This is a genomic window from Fontibacter flavus, assembly GCF_042432905.1.
In the GTDB taxonomy this organism is placed as follows: Bacteria; Bacteroidota; Bacteroidia; order Cytophagales; family Cyclobacteriaceae; genus Fontibacter; species Fontibacter flavus.
In genome coordinates this window covers 1-17,461 of record NZ_JBHLWI010000023.1, presented here as the reverse complement: position 1 = coordinate 17,461, position 17,461 = coordinate 1, and the positions used below count along the sequence as shown (strand labels likewise).

At 39.8% G+C, this 17,461-nt stretch carries 8 protein-coding genes and 1 pseudogene; 2 read left to right on the top strand and 7 right to left on the bottom strand.

What is annotated here, in order from left to right; translation table 11 throughout:
• Positions 1-40: 40 nt before the first annotated feature.
• From ACFFIP_RS08550 to ACFFIP_RS08520, 7 genes and pseudogenes are all read right to left on the bottom strand, one after another.
• Entirely contained in the window at positions 41-1,387 is a 1,347-nt protein-coding gene (locus tag ACFFIP_RS08550; protein ID WP_382387178.1) for a vanadium-dependent haloperoxidase, read from the bottom strand.
• Positions 1,377-4,715: a VCBS repeat-containing protein gene (locus ACFFIP_RS08545; RefSeq protein ID WP_382387177.1), complete on the bottom strand. Its 3,339-nt coding sequence runs from the start codon at positions 4,713-4,715 to the stop codon at positions 1,377-1,379. The genes ACFFIP_RS08550 and ACFFIP_RS08545 overlap by 11 nt, the downstream gene beginning before the upstream one ends.
• Positions 4,716-4,807: 92 nt before the next feature.
• Positions 4,808-6,664 carry a RagB/SusD family nutrient uptake outer membrane protein gene (locus tag ACFFIP_RS08540; RefSeq protein WP_382387176.1) on the bottom strand — a complete coding sequence of 619 codons (1,857 nt, stop codon included), beginning with the start codon at positions 6,662-6,664 and terminating at the stop codon, positions 4,808-4,810.
• Between the two features lie 14 nt (positions 6,665-6,678).
• A pseudogene (locus ACFFIP_RS08535) lies at positions 6,679-10,143 on the bottom strand (SusC/RagA family TonB-linked outer membrane protein).
• Positions 10,144-10,323: 180 nt separating this feature from the next.
• Positions 10,324-11,358 (bottom strand): FecR family protein, encoded by a 1,035-nt coding sequence (locus ACFFIP_RS08530; protein ID WP_382387175.1) that lies wholly within the window; start codon positions 11,356-11,358, stop codon positions 10,324-10,326.
• Positions 11,359-11,425: 67 nt separating this feature from the next.
• Positions 11,426-12,064, bottom strand: a complete 639-nt coding sequence (locus ACFFIP_RS08525; protein ID WP_382387174.1) for an RNA polymerase sigma factor — start codon at positions 12,062-12,064, stop codon at positions 11,426-11,428.
• Between the two features lie 180 nt (positions 12,065-12,244).
• A complete protein-coding gene (locus tag ACFFIP_RS08520; RefSeq protein WP_382387173.1) occupies positions 12,245-12,898 on the bottom strand; it encodes a Tll0287-like domain-containing protein in 654 nt (217 codons plus the stop codon).
• Positions 12,899-13,075: 177 nt separating this feature from the next.
• Here ACFFIP_RS08520 and ACFFIP_RS08515 point away from each other — a divergent pair, with 177 nt between their 5' ends.
• Positions 13,076-15,877 (top strand): YCF48-related protein, encoded by a 2,802-nt coding sequence (locus tag ACFFIP_RS08515; RefSeq protein ID WP_382387172.1) that lies wholly within the window; start codon positions 13,076-13,078, stop codon positions 15,875-15,877.
• A gap of 208 nt (positions 15,878-16,085) precedes the next feature.
• The gene (locus tag ACFFIP_RS08510) at positions 16,086-17,336 is read left to right on the top strand and encodes a cystathionine gamma-synthase family protein (RefSeq protein ID WP_382387171.1); all 1,251 of its coding nucleotides are present in this window, start codon (positions 16,086-16,088) and stop codon (positions 17,334-17,336) included.
• The last annotated feature ends 125 nt before the right edge of the window (positions 17,337-17,461 follow it).

The following is a 17,461-nucleotide window of genomic DNA, read 5'->3' as shown; positions in this document are numbered from 1 at the left end:
ATAATAATCAGGTGAATAATAGGTTTGAAATATATAAGCTTTAGAATTTCTGGTTTAAGTCCAGTTTTTCAATGATAAAGGCTGCAACTTTTTTTCCTTGAACCTGGCCTTCAATAATACCATCCCGGTAATGAATCCCCCCATAAAGTCTTGAAATAGACGCTTCCTCAGCAGCTTGCCTAAATGAAGCAAATTTTCTGGGATCCAATCCATAGCTAACTTCTACCGTATCCACATATGCGAAATCATCTCCAAAATAAGCCGTCAGAATTTCCGCAGAAGCAGTGGATACTACAGAATGTCCACTGAGGTATTCTGGAAATGGAGGAGTCTGAAGAAAGGGCCGAAAGCTTGGATCAATCAGTTTTCGAATAGCAGTCTCTGGTCTCACACGGTTACTTCTGAATTTTTCATCCCAACAGGCTATAAAAGCATCATAAATGGTCATTGACATCACTGCATTCACTTCCATTGTCCTTTCAAAACTCAGATCCCTCTCCATACAGGCAATGTTGGCAATACCAATCCAATGGGCACCAGGAGAAATTTTTTTCAATCCGATCAATAAATGGCCATTGTCATCCAAAGCAAAAGGGTTACAATCCCAAAATGCAGCAATAAGGAGATCTTCCGCTGCCAGATCCTGTTCATAAACCTCTGCTGCTAAATGGAAGAATGGACTTCCATCATCCTCAGAATACTCCACAGGTATATCCGGTGTAAATTGATTTGCTGAATCAAGAAAAAAAGGCTTCAAGGTATTAAAATATGGCTCCACAGCAGGAAAATAACCTGGCGGGGTTGGAATCCAGGTTCCCTCTACACCTTTAGCCTCATACCTGGGCAAAGAACTGATCAACCTATAACCATCTTTTTTTGAATACTCTACGACATGTAGGGCAATAGCTTCACTATACAAGTTTGTGGAACTCCATATTTTATCTGAAACCCCTTTAGAAATCGACATTTCTTTTACACTATTCAAGTAATCTCCCAAGTTTGCTCCAGAAGGTTGAAGTGCTTTTGCAGTATGGATCATCGCTAAAATGGCTGCCAGGTGATAATCTATTTGTTCAGGTCTTGCTGACAAATTCGGCCGCTCGTAAGATTCCAATACTGAAAACAAATACTCACCATCAGGATAGGAGGGGCTCAATGCCTCCATACCTGCCAGACTGATATAAGAAAAAAATCTGCTGGCCAAGGGAGGGTTTGTTACATCATGAACCATTACTTCAGTTACAGCCCCCATGACCTTAGCAATATCTTGATGAGAATATTTTATTTGACCATGCTTGGACGTACAGCAAAATAAGCTTAATATCAAAATAGAGCAGATAGAAGGCTTCAATTTTGAAATTCGATATGGGGGTTTGCTATTTTTCATAAATCTGAAGGGCTTGACCCATGACATTCACGATAATTTTATTATCCGCAATTTTCAACGCATTTCTACTTTCTCCTAAAATTTTGAAGCCTGAAATATTTTGAGGGATATATTTAGGCTTTGACAGATCTTGCAATTCTACTAAAGTTCCTTGATTGGCATCATGCTTCCCAATCCTTAACCTGGACTTTTCCTGATTACCTAAGAACAGCAAAAATCTCCGACCTGACCTCTCAATAAAAATGATTTTGTGAACAGGAGCATATTGTACTTCGAAAGGAAGAGGTATTTCTTCAAATAGTCCCTGATCCCTTAAAACAAACATTTTTGTGTCCAAAAAAGAAGCACTCAGGACACCTACATCCTTGAGCTCTTCCGAAGAAAAAATATCCGTTATCCGGGCATTTGCATAACTTTCATAAGTATTGAACTGTGCCCTTTTGTGGGAAAAATGTTCTAGAATTTCGTCTCTTGTCAAGTAAGGATAGGATATACCCTGTATGTAGGAAGTCAAAATCGGGTCAACTGAACCATTATCATCAAAGTCCTTAAAGTACAGTTGGACAGGTGCTGCAATACTGGCCTTCAATTGACTGTTCAGTCCATAATTACCTGCAAGCAACACAATCTTATCGTCAATTACTTCTAAGTGAACCGTATTCCACCAACCGGTATACTCCTGATTAAAAAATTGGGAAGTAACATTCTCAAATTTCTTTTCTTTGAAGGCAAAGACACTGATGGGTGTCCAATCCCCTACAATGATTAATTCTTCTTGACCATTCCCATTTAAATCAAACCACTTCGCATCTTTTACAATACCTATATCTTTAAGTTCTGGTAAATAGACTGACGTAACATCCTCAAAAGTACCGTCTTGATTATTCATCAATATATAACTTGTCGCACTCAATGGATAGAAACCTGGCATGGTACCTGATCCTATGAACAAATCCTGAAACCCATCTCCATTGATATCATTGGATATCACCACAGAAGTAGGAGTCATCATTTTTGGAAGGGCATTTTTTTTCAATTTAAAATTCCCTTTACCATCATTTACATATAACCGGTCCTGTAATCTCGGGTCATTTACGGAAAAGTTACCATATCCTCCGCTAGCTACATAAATATCATTCCATCCATCCTCATTGGCATCAAAAATCAGGGCGTCTGTATCTTCTGAATCGTGTGTCCCTTCAAATATTTCTGTTATTGGTACCTTGATAAACTCTCCGTTTTTTAGCTGAAAAAGGATCTGTGAAGCATATCCAGCAAGACCCCCCAAGAAGATATCATCTAATCCATCACCATTGAGATCCCCATTAGCCATCGCCAGTTTACTTCCTGAGATGGGGTTTGGAACCAATGCCTGCCTTTTAAAATCATTAAATGCCGAGGTTTTGACATATTCCCCAATTGAACCTGTATTCCGGAAAACAGTTGGGACATCCATCGCCAAATGATGAATAACAACTGCATTACTGTTTCTTTGATCGAAGGAAATTATCTGGTTAATATTGGGACTTTTCACTGTCTGTGATTTACCTCCTGGCCAAATGACCATGATAGAGTCTAAGGTAGCATTTGTACCAAGGCCAAAATGCATTTTATAAGACACGCTGGATTGATAGCCTCTTGTGGGCATTTGTTCCTGCATTTGAAGGTTATTTCCTTCAAAAAGATAAACTTTTGTCCCGATCCCATATGGATTTTGACCTTCACCTTTCAGCTCAAGCTGAAGCCAGTTCTTGGGCTCTAACTCCTGACTTTTGTTTTTATAGATAAAAGCGGGGACATCAACATTGTTGATGACCAGTTCAAGATCACCGTCATTATCCAAATCTGCATAAGCTGCACCATTACTATTGACGGACTGAGAAAGACCCCAAGCTGCAGTAACATTTTGAAAACCGCCCTGTTGGTTGTTTTTAAAAATATAATTGGGAATATCCGAAGCAGGAATTTTTGAAACCAGTTCCAGAATGTTGTCACGCTTCAGGTTTCCTCTATGGTTCTGAACATAATCGCCCATGTATTTCAAAAAATCAAGATTGGTATAGTCTTTTCTATAACCATTGCTGACAAATAGGTCCTTCCAACCATCATTATCAAAATCAGCAAACAAGGCCGACCAGCTCCAATCGGTATTTGAAACACCTGAAATTTGCCCGATTTCACTGAATCCTCCATTTCCCTGATTAAGGTGGAGCATATTCCTCATATATTGATGATGTAAACCTACATTTACCATAAACTGGTGCTTTTCATAATTGTCGGGACTCATCAACAGTTTTTGCCTCTTGTTGTCCTCTGGAAGCATATCCAGGGTGTAAATGTCAATCAATCCGTCATTATTGAAATCAGCGAGTTCATTTCCCATCGAAAATTGCGATATATGGCCTAATGAAATATGGGTAGCATCCGTGAATGTGCCATCTCCATTATTAAAATAAAGGTAATCGGTCGCTGTATAATCATTACTCACATACAGGTCAGGATACCCGTTTCCATTTAAATCTGCTGCACCAATCCCCAACCCATAAGAAAGTGCGGAATTTTGAATCCCAGCTGACGCTGTCACTTCGATAAATTTCCCCTTATCATTTCTGAACAATTGAGAACCTGAGGGGTCCCTTCTGCTCATCAGATCTTTAGTACTTGACTCATCTAACACCGGTAAAGATTTAGGATTATGGTTCAGTAAAAACATGTCCAAATCTCCATCCAAATCAAAATCAAAAAAAAGTGCCTGTGTCGAAAATGAATCGATGGCTAGACCAAATTCTTCCGCATTTTCTTTAAAAAAGGGAAGCCCATCATCATTCAAACCTTGATGAATAAAAAGTTGGTTTTTCCTTTTATCCGAAGGCAAATTGCCTGAATAACACACATAAATATCAAGCCAACCGTCGCCATTGACATCTGCCATGGTAACACCCGTGGTCCAAGGACCTTCCCTACCGGATACCCCTGCTTGATTTGTAATATCCTCAAATTTCAAATTGCCTTTGTTTAAATACAGGGCATTGGAAACCATGTTACCTGTAAAATAAATATCATCCAATCCATCTCCATTGAGATCACCTATGGCTATTCCTCCGCCATTATAAAAATACTCATACATCAAAACATTGGTATTGGGCCCTTCTGTAAGTTTATTGTTAAAAATCACTCCGGATTCTTCAGGAGTGATCAATTCAAAAAGTGTAGGACCACTAATCAAAGGGGCTTCCGAATATTCATTACGGGAATTTTGACAAGCTAAAAGCAGGACAAAAACGAAAGCCGTACTCGGAAATATTTTGTACAAAGATCTGTACATCATGTGCTGTTTGGGTAATTAATGAGGAAAAAGCAACTTAGCCGATTCCTCCGAAGATGTCAGCTAAGTTGCTCAATTTACAGATCAATTAATAATTAGTACCCAGGATTTTGTATAAGCAAGGAATTCCTGTTCATTTCATCAAAACTGATTGGCATCCAATACATTTTGTCAAGCCATAACCTGTTTTCTTTACCTGGATCTATCTCTATTATGGAATATGAATAATCGTATAATTCAGGATCATACCTGTAGATGGCGTTCACTTTACCGGGCTTCAAGGTACCTCTGATCTGAATACCGTTTGCCTGTCTTCCCAAGGTCTGAGGTGCAATCATCCATCTTCTGGCATCATAGTAGCGCTGCTCTTCAAAAGCCATTTCTACCCTTCTCTCGTTTCTGTAATCCGCTTTTAACTGATCCCCTGAAGAAGTAATCGCCGGCATTCCTGCCCTAAACCTGATTTTATTCAACCAAGTCCTTGCTTCTTCAAATTCCCCTAGTTCAATACATGCTTCTACATAATTAAGAACCACCTCTGTTACCCTTATTGCCGGCCAGGGAATTTCCTGCCAAGTGTTTTGATCCACATGACCCGGATCCGGCTCAATAAATTTCCTTACATAATAACCGGTGTAAGATCCATTCCAATCTTCAATAGGACTGTTTCTGGTATCCAAGCCAAAATGGGTAATCTTTTGACCAGTTGCATTGGTAACTTCATAGCTGCCGGTCTGAATCTGTCCAAGTGGATCTCTTGCCTGATTGGCCGGGGATCTTGGTTTCCACTGTGCCCCATCAAATAAGAAAGTCCCATAAAATCTAGGATCACGGTTGTCATAAGGATGAGTTGCATGCTCTTCATTGTTCCAGTCAAACTTGCTTCCATCCATCATTTCATAATCATCCACCAATAGTGATACAGGGGTATTTCCTGCCCAGTTATTGTATCCATTAGGGCCATTGAACAATCCCTGTCTTCCACCCCATTCAGGTTTGGAATTAAGATAATATCTTCCGAAAATCATCTCATTCTCCCCTCCACTCCTTGAAATAGAGTTATTGATATAAACCTGTGTGGCCATCTGAGGATCCAATGGTTCGGTAAGATTTAGCATGTTACCAGCTTGTAGGTCCATCGCTGATTTCGCTGCAGTTTTTGCTTTTTGCCATCTTTCAGCCCTGTTGCCAGTAGTATAACCAATTAGCTCTTTATTGTTGTAAGCAGATATCACAGAAGATTTGCTAGATGCTGTAGGCATATCATGAAGGTCACTTGCAGCATACAATAAAACCCTAGACTTTAAAGCCAAAGCAGCTACTTGATTGGCACGGCCTCTTTGAAGGTTCAAACCTGCCAGTAATTGGGCTGCCTGATCCAAATCTGCAACGATAAAATCAACACATTCTTCAAAAGTATTTCTTTCCTTCTCAAAGGTGTCGTCACTTAAAGTGATAGTCTTATCTGCAATAGGAAATGCTCCATAATTTCTCAACAATTGATGATGGAAATATGCTCTCATGAACAAAGCTTCTCCCAAAAGCCTATCAGCTACACCTGTAGTATTGTCAAATTGCGGATCTGAAAGGTTCTCTATCGCAATATTAGCAGACCTTAGTCTATTGTAAAGATTGGACCAGCCTCTCGAATCATCAATCCAGCCTGGGTTTTGAGGATTGGATCTTGCTTCAGTCACCGTGTTGATATTTCTTCCTGGGTGCGTAAAGATGGCTTCATCAGTTAAGGAAGCCAAAGCCTGCTCATTGAATCCTCCCCATACTAATCCTCCATATATATCGGTCACAAAAGCTTCTGCTAAACCAGCATCTGTCCAAACTGCTGATTCTGATACCTCTCCAAGTGGGGTGGTATCCAGAAAATCATCATTGCAGCTCCATATCGATACTGATATTAAAACTACGAGTAATGTTTTTATATTAAGTCTTTTCATGGTAATGTTCATAATTAAAATGTAACAGAAAAACCACCATTGATTACCCTGGCCTGAGGATAGTATTGACCGGTAGAATTGTCAGATTCCGGATCATATACTTTCAGTTTATCCCAAGTCAGTAAATTCAACCCATTCACATAGAATCTCACATTATTCATCCCCAATCTATTGGTAATTGTTTCAGGTAGGGTATATCCTATTTCAAGGTTTTTGAGCCTGATATAATCAGTACTCCTGTACCAATATGTATTTCCTGAAGAGAAATATTGGTCACTTCTATTTGCAATTCTTGGATGGACGCTGCTTGGGTTATCTATGGTCCAGCGATTTTCATAGAAATCTAGGAGGTAGTTCCCGATATTACCGGATTCACCGGCACTGACCAAGGCCATTGCCCCGGCAGCTCCCTGGAACAATACCGACAAATCAAAATTTTTCCAGCTGGCATTGATATTCATACCTCCTTGAAATCTTGGAATGTTATTTCTATCTAACCTGATCCTATCTAAAGGTGTAATCGCACCATCTCCGTCTATATCTCTGAATTTCATATCTCCTGGTCGCAATTCATTGGTAATAGCTGAATAATCCAAACTGTTTCCATCTATATCGGCCTGATCTCTGAAAACACCATCATAGACATAAATTGGACCTGGAGAGCCCATAGGCATTCCTGTAGATCGTTGCCATGCAGGTGCTCCTGGAGGCTCATCCCAGAAAAGAATTTTGTTTTTGGCATAACCTCCATTGACACTGACTGCATATCGGAAGTCGCCTTTCTGTCCTCTATATCCCAAGTTAAGGTCAAAGCCTTTGTTCTCCACTTAACCTATATTTTCTGCAGGTAATAAGGAAGAAAGTCCGGTACTCTGAGGAACGGAGGCATTTTTTCTCCAAAGAATATTTGTCCGTTTGTTGTAGAATAGGTCAAATTCGAAGAAGATCTTTCCTTGGTACAATTGCCCTTCAACACCCAGATTGGAGTTGTTCGCAATCTCCCAGGTAATCATATTATTTGGCACCCTTGTCTCATATAGGGTTTTGACCTCCTGTCCCTCCAGGATATGGCTTCTAAATCCATAAGTAGATAGGAATTGGTATTCCTGGAATACGCCATCATAAAAAATCTGATCATTACCCATTTGTCCCCAAGATCCTCTGATTTTAAAGAAATCAAAATTTGAGAAATTATTCTTCCAGAAATTTTCTTCAGAAATCACCCAACCGGCCATTACTCCTGGGAAGAATCCATATCTGGTCTCTCTAGGAAAAATATAGGAAGCATCATATCTCCAAAGGAATTCCAAAAGATATTTTTCCTTGAAATTATAAGCCATCCTTCCAAAATAGTTGAGACGGGCCTGCTCAAATGCACCACCACCGTTGTTCTTCTCATCGTCACCACCTGCGAACATTTGATCAATGGCTGTGGAAATGAAGAATCGCCTATAGGCCCAAAAATCATCCCCTTTTACAGTTTCTTTATTTGTACCTGCCAAAAACTGTAGACCATGGTCTCCTATTTGCTTATCGTAAGTAAATACACCGCCCAATAATATATTTAATTGGTTATTATTGGACTGGGTCAGTCTTGGCTCAGCGGGTCCCCTTTCTGTGGGAACAAGAATAGGTGTCGTGCCATCAGCCTCAAAACCATTACCTCTTTGGTAAAGAATCCAAGGCGTCTCCCATCTTTTTACAAACCTGCTTAAATTATCCACGGCTGCAGTACCTGTAAACTTCAGACCTTCTACCCAAGGGATTTTTACGTTTAAGGCACCATTGGTTTGGAAATAATCTCTTGTATCGCGGTCATAGCCTGTAGCATTGGTAGTGATTACAACTGGGTTTTCACCGTTTTCAATATCCGGACCCGGTCTGCCATCAGGCCAAAAAGCTGGCTCATGTGGCTTACCTCTCATTTGCATCCTAAAGATTGCCCCAGCTCCTCTAGTTGGAAAATAGCGGTATTCCCTTCTTCCCAAAACACCTATTTGAAGATCAATATGCTCATTAATCTTGGCGTCCAAGTTTAACCTCATGTCATATTGCTGATACCCAGTAGCTGAATTTCTGTAGTAGGCATCCTGATTCTGATAGCCAAGTGATGCCAGATATTTAATGTTATCCGTACCGCCATTCAATTGCAGGTTATGCCTCACCTGAGGAGACCATGTCTTTAACGTGGCGGCAAACCAATCTGTATCTGGATAATTCCATGGGTCTGTACCAGCTCTGTGCATGGCCAATGCTTCGGGACTAAAGGGAGCTGTCCTCACCTGTCCATTAGGACGGGTATAAACCCCATCATTCCGGAATGCATTGGTAGCAGCCTGCCATTCTGATACAGGAAGCTCATATACACTTAGGTCATTGAGCATCTCACCATACTGGGCGGCATTGGCCAAAGCCGGTATTACTGTTGGTTGGGCAAATCCTTGATTAAACTGATAAGAAAGTTCGGGCTTTCCTGACTGGCCTCTTTTGGTGGTCACCAAGATTACACCATTTGCAGCTCTGGCACCATAAATAGCTGCAGCAGCATCTTTCAATACTGAAATTGATTCAATATCATTTGGGTTTAGCCTTTCGATACCACCTGCCCTTGCAGGAATACCATCAATAACGATCAACGCATCATTATTTCCAAGGGTATTTGAACCCCTGATTCGGATTCCAGATCCATCATATCCTGGCTCACCACTTCGGTTTACGGCTACTACACCAGCCATCCTTCCCGCTATAGAGTTGGTCAGGTTCATGGCTGGAGATTTTACTAGATCATCACCTTTTACTGTAGCTACAGATCCAGTAATGGTTTCTTTTCTTTGTTCACCATAGCCTACTACAATAACCTCTCCTAATGACTTAAGGTCTGTGTTCATCGTCACATCATAAGTATTACTTCCCGTTATCTGAATTCTTTTGGATTCAAAGCCTATAAAAGAAAAAACAAGGAATGATCCTTCAGCAACATCAATAGAGTATCTGCCATCCAGGTCGGTAACTGTTCCATTAGTCGTGCCTTCGATCAAAATAGAAACCCCTGGTAGCGGCTCCCCTTCATCATCATACACAACACCTGTAACAATTTTGTAAATGGCTTCATCCTGAACAACTACCCTATCCTTATTCGCAATATTGATTCCTGGTTTGACATGGATGTTGCCATTAATCTGAACAAATTGAAGGGAACTTTGCCTAGAAATAGCTTCTAAAACATCTATAACCGGTCTATTTCTGGTTTCTACCGTGATAGGGTTATTGACATCGACAAGATTGTCGTTGTAGGTAAATCTAAATTCGGTATTCTTTTCAATTTCCTGAAAAGCCCTTTTGATGGGCTGATCTTTCAAATTGATGGTGACCCTAACATCTTCTATGGTCTTCCTCTGCGCATTGCTATTCTCTGCAAAAAGAACTGTGCAAATAAACAACTGAATTGCAAAACCATACAATAATCTTTTAGACAGCATAATAAGTTGCCTGAGTAGTTTTTTTTTCATAAGATTGAGTGGTTTAAGTGATTGGTACTTGAACTATCTCCTAGGCAGCTAAGACTATCCTTGCCTAGGATTTCCTAGCAGAAAGTTGTTCCCCCCAGAACACTTTCTGCTTCCTTTTTTTAACTGGTGTTGTTTGTGGCTATCATGGGTTTACTTGACGTTTGAGATGACGACTTTTTTGTTTTTGATTGAATAATGGATTCCTGAGGTGAGACTGATTCCTTTGAGCACATTTTCCAACATTTCATCTTGGTACATGCCGGAATAAGTCCATCGTGGGTTTACCCATCCCTTCACTTCAATTTCTACTCCATACCAATTTTCTAGTTTTTTCTTAACTGAATTAAAGTTCTCCTTCTTAAAAATCAGATACTTATTCTTCCAACCTAAAACTTCTAGGGAATCAAATTCAGTTTTGATGAAAGGACCATTATCTCTGATAACTAACATCTCTTTTGGATGCAGGTTAACCTGATTCCCGGAATCATCATTGACACGGACCTTACCTGTCACTAATGCCACTGATAATTTACCTTCCTCCATCTCCTTCACATTAAAAGATGTACCCAACACATTGATCTTTATTCCATCAACATTTACCACAAAAGGCCTTTCTTCTTTTATCACTTCAAAAAAAGCTTCCCCTTTAACAGCTACAGTCCTCACCGTATCCGAAAAGACTTTGGGATATGAAAGCTCACTGTTGGAATTCATGAAAATTTTTGAACCATCAGAAAGTGTGATGACTGACTTTTTCCCTACAGGTACAGTTTTTGTAATCCATTCAACTTCAAGTTGAAGCTTATTATCTGTTCTTTTGGGAGTTAAAAAGATATCCCATGAGAGCCAAAACAAGATGCTTATCAAAAAAACAGCAGCAATATTCCTGATATGAAATAAACTAGCCCACCAACTTTTAGGTGGAGTTTTTTCAAATTGATTATTTTCTGCCAACAATATGTTTTCAAAAGTCTCTAAATAAAGCTTATCATCTAGTTCAACTTTTTCCTTATAACCAATTGATCTGATAATATCAGCAGCTATATAGACAGCATGCCTCTTTTTAGGATGCTGCTGTACCCATTTCTCCCAAAAGTGTACAGTGTCTTCATCCCTATAAATAACCCAGTGGATGAAAAACTCATCTTTTAGAAAATCTTCAATATCAAAATCTTCGTATTTCATTCAGTTCTTATCAAGAGCAAGTCGAAGAATAATAGCACTTATTTAATGTGCAAATACCATTTCTTCTTCAAAATTGCTTTTTATTAATCAGTAAACTCTTCAAGTTATTGATAGCCCTATAAATCAATTTTCGGGCTGATTTTACTTCACTAAATTCAAACACTTCAGCGATTTGCTGATAGCTTAAGCCTTCTTCATAAAGCAGCAATACAGCTAGCCTTTGTTTAGGTGTCAATTGATTCAATGCTGCCTCCAATTTCTCTTTGGTTTCTTTTGAAGATTCAAATTCTATCATCTTTGACTCGTAAGAAACTTCTATCAGAAAACTTCCTTCCAAATCATCTATATCCTTGTATTCTAACTTCTTGGATCTGGAGATTTTATGTAGAACCTCTCTATTCAAAGACTTCAGCAAATAAGCCTTGATACAATTGACCTTAGAAAGGGATCCACGCTTTCCTCTGAGGTAAATAAAAATGTTTTGTATACAATCCTGTACAATAGCTTCTTCATGGGTAAGCTGAGCTCCATACCTGAATAAAACAGGTACGTAAGTTCTGTACAGAAAATTAAAAGCCAGCTCATCTCCCTGGTCAAAAGCCTCCCACACTTCCAAATCGGACTTTTTCCCATATATCCTAAGGATATCGGTAGATTTCAAAGATAAACTGGCTGAAGAAGTCGGTTTTTTTGGGTTGATGGCCATGCTAGGTTAGTGGTTCTTCTACAGCTGTTATAAATAAGAGTTAAAAAATTCAAAAATGACCCCAACATATCCTAAAAATTTTAAAAAAAAATCGTCGACAAAATATTAATCTGCCGTAAAAACCACAAAACCAACTGTTTTACATTTATGTAGTATCAATTACATTATCCAATAATTAACTCACATCCTCTTCACCACTTCTTTCTTAGGAATCCTGATACTCCACATGCCCCTCAAATCACCCACTTCATGACCAATTGCTTTGTCTTCAGGATATAACTCCTTCAATTTTGCGGAAGTCTCCGGACTGATCTCCTTTCCCACAGTACCATGACAGTTCAAACAAAGGGCATTAGGAATCTGAATGGCCTTTGTATAAAACAGGACATCACCATTATCCAACTTCTGTATATTGGGCTCATTGGCGATGGAATTTTCCGCGTTATAGGCATAGGCATCCAAAATGCCTTTTTCATAATCAGTTGGTTTATCTGCTGGATTACGGTAATCAAATGAAGCCCTTCGGATCTCCACGCTATAAATGTCAGCAACCTCCTGAAGAATGGGCAGCGCCTCAACATTACAGAATTCAATAGCTCCTGGCACTCCTTTTTCTGAAATGGCATTTTGCAATGCCTTAATTAGACTTTCCTGTGCCTCTTGTGAGATTTCATTGCCCCATTCCATTGCCTTTTGGATCATATCCGCCTCATTCACTTTTTTGACCTCCATGCTTTTGTTCACCTCATCAAACACTTCCTTACTCACCCTTTCATTGGAACCACAGCTACTCAAAGTGATGATTGACAATAGGATATAAAATATTTTTCTCATAGCGATAAAATTTTATTAGTTAAAAATAAGGCTAAAATGTGAGTTTCTAAAAAGATAAATGCTGTTTACACCAGATTCTTCCGAAATGACCTCCTTCTTTAACTACCTCAGGATCTTCATGGCTTTCATTTTAGTTAGATTATCCTATTTTTGTAAGGTATTGTTGATCATCAACCCATGAGGAAATTTCTATACCTACTATTTTTATGCACTTTTTTTCACTCCGTTTTACAGGCCCAAACCTGGAGAAGATTAGGGGGATGGGGTAATGAACTTACCGGAATTGTCTGGGTAAATGAAGAGGTTGGTTATATATCAGGCAATCAAATCATCTTAAAAAGTATTGATGGCGGATTAAGCTGGTTTGAACTGGAAGCTCCTTCGAAAAACAGGATGTTGTCCGTAGATTTTTTTAGTGAAACACTTGGACTGCTGGTAGGGGAAAAAGGTCAGATATATAGAACCACAAATGGAGGAAGTTCTTGGGAATTGATCAATATTGGGGACAACATTACCTTGAAAAGTGTCAAATTTCTCAACAATACAAGAGCGTATGCCGTAGGAGACAATGGTGAAGTTTACCGGTCTACCAACTCAGGTCAATCCTGGACAAAACAAAGTGTGGGGACCACAGCAGACTTGAAAGGCCTATTTTTCATCAATGCCGACACAGGTTTTATGGCTGCCTCCAATGGGAATGTGGTCAGAACTTTTAATGGAGGGAATAATTGGACCACCAAAAGTACAGGACAATCCCAAGCCTTGAATGATCTCTATTTTGTCTCTAGTTCCACTGGATATGCAGTTGGACAAAGGGGGACCATCATGAAAACAACTGACACCGGTGAAACTTGGTTGCCAATTAGCTCAGGTACTGAAAGGGATCTTTATGCAGTTACCTTTAACCGGGCAAACAGCAATCTTGGTGTGATTACAGGTCAAAATGCCACCTTGTTGCGAACTACCAACGCAGCCCTCACCTTTGATGCCATCAACATCAATAATCAGCAAAACTTTGTAGATGCAAGTTTCAGGGCTAATTCCAATGTAGTCTTTGCTACCGGTACGAACGGCTTTGTCATCTCTTCAAACAATTCCGGCGGTAGCTGGTCCACCAGATTATCTGGAAGGGAAGTGGATTACAGTGGAACCCAATTCAGGACAGCGACTTTGGGATACATAATTGGAGAAGAAGGACGATTTTTTGTAACTAGCAACGGAGGAGCCTCTTTGGTAGACAGATCCAGACCTCTTTCTGTCAAATTCAATGACCTTGCTTTCACCACCAATGCCTTTGGTTATATATGTGGAGACAATGGCGTTATCCTGAGAACAACGAATTCCGGGGTCAACTGGTCTTCACTCAACCCTGACACAGAAGTCAATATCAATGGTTTATTTTTCTTCAATAATAACCTTGGTTATGCAGTTGGTGATAGTGGTTTTTTGACCAAAACAGAAAATGGCGGGATCAACTGGACAACCATCAACATTGGTAATTCCAATACTGACTTCAAAGATCTGGCATTTTTTGATCAGCAATCCGGAGTCATCATCGGTTCAACAGGCTTCATTTCTATTTTGGAAGAAGAGGAATGGAAAAACATCTTGACCCCTACCACAGAAGACCTGAATGATTTGGCCATTCTTGATAGCCTCTCAGCTGTAGTAGTGGGACAGGCCGGTACGCTTCTCAAGACCGAAGACAAAGGCAAGACTTGGAGCCAAATCAATTTGCCTTATACCCAAAACCTCAATGCCGTTACTTTCTTGGATGAGGAAGTGGGATTCATTACGGGTGAAAAAGGATTGATGATCCAAACCAAAGATGGGGGCTTGACTTGGGAGAGACAAGTGACTGCAACCTTTCAGGATTTCACCGATATCAGCTTCGGTACATTAAGCAATGGCTTTGCAGTTGGTGAAAACGGCACCCTTTTCAGTTATGACTGTCAGGTTCCTGAGACTCCTACCTTAATTTTTGGAGAAAATAATATTTGTCTGAGTCAGCAGGTCTATACCGTACAAGAAGCTATTGGCCTTGATGTCGAATTTGAATGGAGAGTAGATGGAGGCCGCATCATTGATGGCCAAGGCACAAACAGAATAGTAGTGGAATGGGATGTACCCGGCAGAAATGCTGTCTTGGTAAGGGCTAAAAATTTCTGCGGCAACAGTGGGACAGCCGGCCTTGAAGTCTTAGTCTCTACTCAACCAAATGCTCCTCTGGAGATTAATGGAGAAGGAGTGGTTTGCCAAAATACAGCTGAAGAGTATTTTGTTACTGATAATCCAGGAACCATTTATGTGTGGGAAGTCAGCGGAGGAACCATTACAGAAGGTCAGGGTACCAGTAGAGTTGTGGTTAATTGGACAGCTACCAACAATCAATCCATCAAAGTCACTCCCAATAATCCATGTGGTCAGGGACCAACATTTACCAAAGAGATTTCTGTTCAGACACCTCCACAAAAACCTTCAGACATCTCAGGTCCTGCAATGGTAGGATTTACTGAAGAGGAATATCAGGTCAATAATGTTCCTGAGGTAAACTTCCAATGGAACATTAGCGAACAGGGAGGAAGAATTCTTTCGGGACAGGGAACAAATAGGATCAGGGTCATTTGGGAAAAAGAAGGAGATTTCAAGATTACTGTTACTCCAATGAACGGCTGCAATGAAGGTGAATCGAGTGAACTTTCGGTCAATGTGAATATCATCACCTCCATTGAAGAAGAAAGAGGACAGTCAATTGTGGTTTACCCCAACCCTTCAGATGGCAACTTTACCTTAAGCATCTCAGGCATTAGCACAATCCAACAAATCAGGGTAATCAATGCAATGGGCCAAACTGTTAATCAGGTTTTCCCAGAAATAGGAATGTTTGATTTTCACTTTAGAAGATTACCAAAAGGACTCTATACCGTTATCATCAGAAGCCGAGAAAAAGAGTACCACAAAAAAGTGGTCGTAAAATAAGCCCTGAATTTCGTTATTTTATTGTTGTGTAACATAAAAAATCGAAGGTTTGAAATATAAAATTCTGTAATAACTATACAGACAATATAAAATTCCATTATAGAAAAATATTTTAAAAGTGTTTTCTAAATTTTCAGAATAATATTTTTTTAGCCTATTGACAATTTCATGGGATTTGTGCTGATTTGCGTTGATAAACCCAAATAGCATGGAGAACCGATATTTTCACCCTGAGAGTCTTATGATGTCTCATGGTTACAAACCTGCATTATCCGAAGGCGCGATCAAATGCCCAATATTTCAAACATCAACCTTTGTTTTCAATTCTGCAGAGGAAGGTAAAGCATTTTTTGAAGTAGCCTATGGCCAACGTGAAAAAGAACCTAATGAAGAATTAGGGTTGATTTATTCCCGTTTGAACAATCCTGATCTTCAAATTTTAGAAGAAAGACTTTGCTTATGGGATGGGGCAGATGACTGTGCCGTATTTGAAAGCGGTATGTCTGCCATCTCGACTGTAATGCTGGAATTTTTAAGACCAGGAGATGTATTATTATACAGCAAACCCGTATATGGTGGCACTGACCACTTTATCAATAAGGTTTTGCCCCAGTATGGAATACGTGGGATAGGCTTCACAAGCAATCAAACTGCTGAGGAGGTTATTAAAGAAATTAAAAGTAAAGGGCTGGCTGAGCAACTCAAGATGGTTTACGTCGAAACTCCTGCCAATCCCACCAATGCACTCTTTGACCTAGAAGCTTGCCGAAAAATTGCAGATACTTTTTCCCATGAGGATAAGGAAGTAGTGGTGTGTGTGGACAATACTTATATGGGGCCACTTTGGCAGCACCCATTGAAGCATGGCGCAGACCTACTTGTATATTCTGCCACCAAATACATAGGAGGGCATTCTGACCTGATTGCAGGTGCGGTACTTGGCCGTGCCAAACATATGAAGAGGGTCAGAACACTCAGAACCTTTCTTGGAAACATGGCCGGACCTTGGACAGGATGGTTGTTGATGAGAAGTTTGGAGACTTTGAAAGTTAGGATGACCCAACAGGCTGATAATGCAGTGAAAGTTGCTGATTTTCTAGCCAACCACCCAAAAGTGGAAAAGGTATATTATTTGGGACATCTTACCCCAGGAACCTCACAGCATACTATCTTCAAAAAGCAGCTTTTCAGCGCTGGAGCGATGTTATCATTTGATATTAAAGGGGGAGAAAAAGAAGCCTTTAAATTCCTCAACAGCCTGAAGTTGATCAAACTCGCCGTTTCTCTCGGAAGTACGGAATCATTGGCAGAACACCCATCTACTATGACACATAGTGATGTGTCAGCTGAAGACAAACTTTCTATAGGAATTACCGATAAACTGATCAGAATTTCAGTAGGTGTCGAACATTATTCTGACATCATCTGGGACATTGAACAAGCACTGGAAAAAAGTTAAATAACAAAAAGGGGCTGTCCGAAAAGGGCAGCCTTTTTTATGCTGCAATTTTTTGATTTTGAAAATCTAAAGTCATGATTGGGGATTTTTGATTAGATTTTTTCCTTGACACGTATAATACTGGT

Coding starts and splice junctions, on each gene's coding strand:
- ACFFIP_RS08545 (WP_382387177.1), bottom strand. CDS start 4,715: ATGATGTACAGATCTTTGTACAAAATATTTCCGAGTACGGCTTTCGTT.
- ACFFIP_RS08540 (WP_382387176.1), bottom strand. CDS start 6,664: ATGAAAAGACTTAATATAAAAACATTACTCGTAGTTTTAATATCAGTA.
- ACFFIP_RS08525 (WP_382387174.1), bottom strand. CDS start 12,064: ATGGCCATCAACCCAAAAAAACCGACTTCTTCAGCCAGTTTATCTTTG.
- ACFFIP_RS08515 (WP_382387172.1), top strand. CDS start 13,076: ATGAGGAAATTTCTATACCTACTATTTTTATGCACTTTTTTTCACTCC.
- ACFFIP_RS08510 (WP_382387171.1), top strand. CDS start 16,086: ATGGAGAACCGATATTTTCACCCTGAGAGTCTTATGATGTCTCATGGT.
- ACFFIP_RS08550 (WP_382387178.1), bottom strand. CDS start 1,387: ATGAAAAATAGCAAACCCCCATATCGAATTTCAAAATTGAAGCCTTCT.
- ACFFIP_RS08530 (WP_382387175.1), bottom strand. CDS start 11,358: ATGAAATACGAAGATTTTGATATTGAAGATTTTCTAAAAGATGAGTTT.
- ACFFIP_RS08520 (WP_382387173.1), bottom strand. CDS start 12,898: ATGAGAAAAATATTTTATATCCTATTGTCAATCATCACTTTGAGTAGC.